General features: G+C 42.4%; 1 protein-coding gene. It reads right to left on the bottom strand.

Annotation, left to right across the window (positions count from 1 at the left end; translation table 11 throughout):
• Positions 1-389: 389 nt before the first annotated feature.
• The coding region (locus R7R24_RS26355; protein WP_318120068.1) for a flagellin at positions 390-773 on the bottom strand (384 nt) is incomplete at its 5' end.

Below are 773 nucleotides of genomic sequence, written 5' to 3'. Positions count from 1 at the left end.
TACTCTCATTTGGATAAGCACTGACCGTAAAAATTACTTGCTAAATCTGCCTTTAACGCAGGGTTTAGAATCTCGAAATCTGTTCTGACATTATTCAATACAATTTGTGTGCCAACTTATTTAAGATATCGATTCCAAATTAAAATAGATAAATAAACAATAAGTTAGATAACACACTCGCTGTTTTCGACCTCTTTCTCTATGAGATGAAGATATTTTCACACCAAGAGAAGCTTGCCGCTCACATTGCCACTGGTGCCTTTGCCGCATTCGGTAAAAACATGCCGCTCACTCACCTCAACGACTTTTGAAATTTCTCGCACTTAAGGCTTGGCACATAAGGCATCAAAATCTCTCGTTGTCGTTATTCGCCGCTGGCCGTCAAATCATTAAATGTAGTTAAACAATGTCAGGTCTTTTGTTTTGCCAAAAGCTTGTTGCGAGGCCTGCAATGCACGCGAGTTCTCACTGAACTCGATCACGGCTTTGGAGTAATCCAAATCCTCAAAATTGCTCTTTGCTTTTGCCAAAGACAAGTTAAAGTCTTCGTGGTTTTGCTCTTGAATATCGAGCGTGCTCAGCCTTGCACCCACGTCGGTTCGAGCTTTGTTCAAATGGATGAACGCGGCTTGAAATTCCTCAGTCATTTGGTGCAACTTCGCGGTCGCTGATGTATCGGAAACGGATTTATCCGACCAAGACATCGCTTCCTTAAAGGTATCGAAAATACTGAAGGACTCACGTTTTTCGATGCCGATGCTGTCTCCAGGGGT

The organism is Vibrio sp. 704 (assembly GCF_033339295.1).
This window is presented reverse-complemented; position numbering and strand designations above follow the sequence as displayed.